The sequence below is a fragment of the Actinoallomurus acaciae genome (assembly GCF_042429965.1).
Taxonomy (GTDB): domain Bacteria; phylum Actinomycetota; class Actinomycetes; order Streptosporangiales; family Streptosporangiaceae; genus Actinoallomurus; species Actinoallomurus acaciae.
In genome coordinates this window covers 1-3,705 of sequence record NZ_JBHLZP010000682.1, presented here as the reverse complement: position 1 = coordinate 3,705, position 3,705 = coordinate 1, and the positions used below count along the sequence as shown (strand labels likewise).

Below are 3,705 nucleotides of genomic sequence, written 5' to 3'. Positions count from 1 at the left end.
CTCGTCCCGGCGAAGGTGACCGCGACCGCGTCCGGCCGCTCGGCGGCCCGGCTCGCCAGGAGTTCGGGTACGAGCGGGGCCGGCACCCGCTCGGGTACCGGCCCGGTGGTACGGGCGGCGCGCTCGGCGTCGTCGAGCACCGCCAGGTCCGCGACGGCACGGTCCGGCCGGATGAGGAGGCCGTGGAGCACGGAGTCCAGGTGCGCCAGCATCGCGCCGACCAGCGGGTCGGCCTGGGGGGCGGCCGGGTAGTTGCTCTCCACGGTCACCGCGTCGACGCCCAGCTCCACGGCGAGGGTGAGCGCGAAGCGGGCGGCTCCGGAGAACAGGGGGCGGCGCCGCGCGGTCAGCCCGGCGTCGGCGAACGGCGCCAGCACCGAGGTCCGCAGCGACAGCACCAGGTCGAACAGCGGGCCTCCGTCGTGACCGGGCGCCTCCCGGACGATCTCGTCGAGCTCGACGTCGGCGTAGGCGTAGGCTCGCAGGCACGTCTCTCGCATCCGGTTCACCAGCTCGGTGCCGGTGTCGCCGGGCGCGACGCGTACCCGCAGAGGGATCGTGTTGCCCAGGTAGCCGATCACCGCATCGCCGCCGGGCACGTCCCGGTTCACCACCGGGGCGCCGACCAGGAGGTCTTCGGCACCCGTGTAGCGATGAACCAGGGCCGCGACCCCGGCCAGCACCACCATGAACGCCGAGGCGCTGTGCTCGCGCGCCACGGACCGGACCAGCTCCGCGGTGCCCGGCCGTAGTACCCGCGACTGTTCGTGGCCCCGCTCACCTGCGCGTTCCAGGTGCCCGTGCAGCAACGGCAGCTCCAGGGGTTCGGGCCGCGGGTCCAGCTCGTCGCGCCAGAACCGCCGGCCTTCGGCGGTGGATCCGGAGGCCGCACCGGCGACGTCGACATACTGCGGGCCGCGAGCGGTGTCCGGCCGCCCGCCCGCGGTGATCTGCCGGTAGGCCGTCATCAGCTCGCCGAAGAACACACCCGAGGACGCGTCGTCCCAGGCGATGTGGTGCACGACCACGACCAGCGTGTGCACCGCCGCCGCGCGGCGGATCAACCGCACGCGCAGCGGGGCGGCCGTACGCAGGTCGAACGGGAGTTCGGCGGTGCGGCGGGCGATGGCGTCGGTCTCGGCCTCGATCCGATCGGCCGGTAGTTCCCGCAGGTCGTGCGTTTCGACGTCGGTCCGGCCGGCCGGGCCCTCGCCCGGCGCGACGGCGACCTGCGTCGGTTCGCCATCCTCGCCGGTGCCGAACACCGAACGGAGCACGTCGTGCCGGGCCACGACCGCCTCCAGAGCGGCGAGCAGCGCCTCGGAGTTCAGCGGGCCGTCCAGGTCGACGGCGACGCCGACGTTGTAGGCGACCGAGCCCGGGTCCAGTTCGTAGGTCGTCCACATCCGCCTTTGGGGCCGGGACAGTGGCGAGGGAACACCCGGCTCGTGACGGACGGCCGGGCCTTCGTCGGAGGACAGGTTCGCCTGCTGCTTACGCCGGCGCAGCAGTTCCTGCCGGCGTGCGATGACCTCAGAGCTCACACGTGCCTCTCTCGGCCGAGTTCGTCGGCCAGTCGCCGTTTGTCGATCTTTCCGACCCCGGTCAGCGGCAGTGACTCGCGCACCACCACCTCGTCGGGGATCATGAACGCGGCCAGGCCGCGTTCGCGCAGAAAGGCGCCGAGCACCTTGCGCCGGGGAGCTTCAGCCCCCTCGGCGCAGGTGACCACCGCGCACACCCGTTCGCCGAGCAGCGGGTCGGGCAGCCCGATCACCGCCGCCGCGGAGATCGCGGGATGGCCGAGCAGGTGCTCCTCCAGCTCCGCGGCCGAGACGTTCTCCCCGCCCCGGTTGACCACCTCCTTGACCCGGCCCTCGACGACCAGGTGGCCGCTGGGCAGCACCCGGACCAGGTCGCCGGTGCAGAACCAGCCGTCGGGGGTGAACGCGGTCGCGTTGTACTCCGCGGCCCGGTAGTAGCCGCGGAGCGTGTACGGGCCACGGGTCCGCAGCTCCCCGACCGTGCCCGGCTCGACCGGGCGGCCGTCGCCGTCCACGACCCGGATCTCATCGGCCGGCGACAGCGGGCGCCCCTGAGTGGTCAGGACCAGGTCGTCGGGGTCGTCCAGACGCGTGTAGTTCAGCAGCCCCTCGGCCATCCCGAACACCTGCTGCAGGGCGCAGCCCAGCGCCCGGGTGACCTCGGCGGCCACCGCCGGCATGAGCCTGGCCCCGCCGACCTGGAGCAGGCGCAGGCTGGACAGATCGGCCCGCTCCCAGCCGGCGGCGTCGATCCACAGCCGTACCAGCGGCGGGACGAGCGCGGTCACCGTCACCCGCTCGGCCTTGATCAGACCGAACGCGACCTCGGGGCCCGGTGCCGGACACATCACGACCCGTGCGCCGGCGCCGAGGGCGCCGAGCAGACCGGGGCAGGCCAGCGGGAAGTTGTGCGCGGCCGGCAGGCAGCTCAGGTAGACGTCGTCTCGGACGAGTCGGCACACCTCGGCGCTGGCCCGCGCGTTGTAGGCGTAGTCACGGTGGGTACGCGGGATCAGCTTCGGCTTTCCGGTGGTGCCGCCAGAGACCAGCAGCACCGCCGGCGCCCCCGGATCCGGCTCGGGCGGCAGGGGACCCGCCGGCGTACGTTCAAGCTCGGCGAACGAGCTCTCCCGCACCCCACCGGCCCCGGTCCCGTCACCATCACCGACGAGCACCAGATGCCGCAGCGAGGCCACGGCCGCAGCGACCTCCCGCCCGAGGGCGGCGTGGTCGAACCCGCCGTGCCGCCGCGGGGCCAGGTAGGCGACCGCGCCCGAGAGCCGCGTCAGGTGCTCGATCTCCAGCCGCCGGTGCGCGGGCAGCGTGAGGACCGGCACCACGCCGGCCCGCATCAGCCCGAACAGCGCCACTACGAACTCCGTACCGTTCGGGAGCTGCACGACCGCCCGATCGCCTGGAACCATCCCCAGCGCCGCGACGCCGGCGGCGAACCGGTCGGCGCGTGCGTCCAGCTCGGCGTAGCCGAGCCGTTCGGCGCCGGCGACGACGGCGACGTCCGTACCGGACCTCGCGGCCCAGGAACGCAGCAGTCCCGGTAGCGTCTCCGCCCGCCAGTACCCCTCCCGTACGTAGCGGGCGGCGTCGTCCGCCGGCCAGCCGACGACGTCGGGCGCGGTGCGGGGCCCCGTGCGGGACGTGGTGTCGGTCACGGTCATGCCTCCGTCGTCGGATCGGACGGGTCCTCGGCGAGCGCGGCGTACACCTCGTCGTCACTGAGCTCGTCGATCTCGCAGAACAGCGCGGCCACCCGGTCGAGCCGGGACGGCCGCGGTTCGGCCGCCCGCAGCGCCGCCGCCACCGCCGCCACCGTCTTCTCCCGCAGCAGCAGCCGGACCGACATCGCGGGTGCCTCAAGCTCCTCGCGGATCGCGGTGACGACGCGCGTGGCCAGCACCGAGTCGCCGCCGAGGCCGAAGTACTCCGCCGCGCGTCCGGGCCGCTCGATGTCCAGGACGCGGGCCCAGATCCGGGCCACCGCGCTCTCCAGCTCCGAGGCGTGACCCTCGTCGTCGGCGGCCGGGGCGGCCGGCTCCGCCAGCGCCCGCAGGCCACGACGGTCGACCTTCCCGTTCGGGGTCAACGGGATCGCGTCCAGCACCAGCACCCGCTGAGGCACCATGTACTCGGGTACCCGCCCGGA

Annotated in this window: 3 protein-coding genes; all 3 read right to left on the bottom strand. The window is 74.1% G+C overall.

The genetic code is table 11. The features are described 5' to 3' along the window. The coding region (locus ACFFNX_RS44885; RefSeq protein ID WP_378212385.1) for a condensation domain-containing protein at positions 1–1,544 on the bottom strand (1,544 nt) is incomplete at its 3' end. Then, positions 1,541–3,214 (bottom strand): (2,3-dihydroxybenzoyl)adenylate synthase, encoded by a 1,674-nt coding sequence (locus ACFFNX_RS44880; protein ID WP_378212383.1) that lies wholly within the window; start codon positions 3,212–3,214, stop codon positions 1,541–1,543. The genes ACFFNX_RS44880 and ACFFNX_RS44885, both read right to left, overlap by 4 nt. 2 nt (positions 3,215–3,216) lie before the next feature. Continuing rightward, on the bottom strand, positions 3,217–3,705 hold a 489-nt coding region (locus ACFFNX_RS44875; protein ID WP_378212382.1), incomplete at its 5' end, for a phosphopantetheine-binding protein.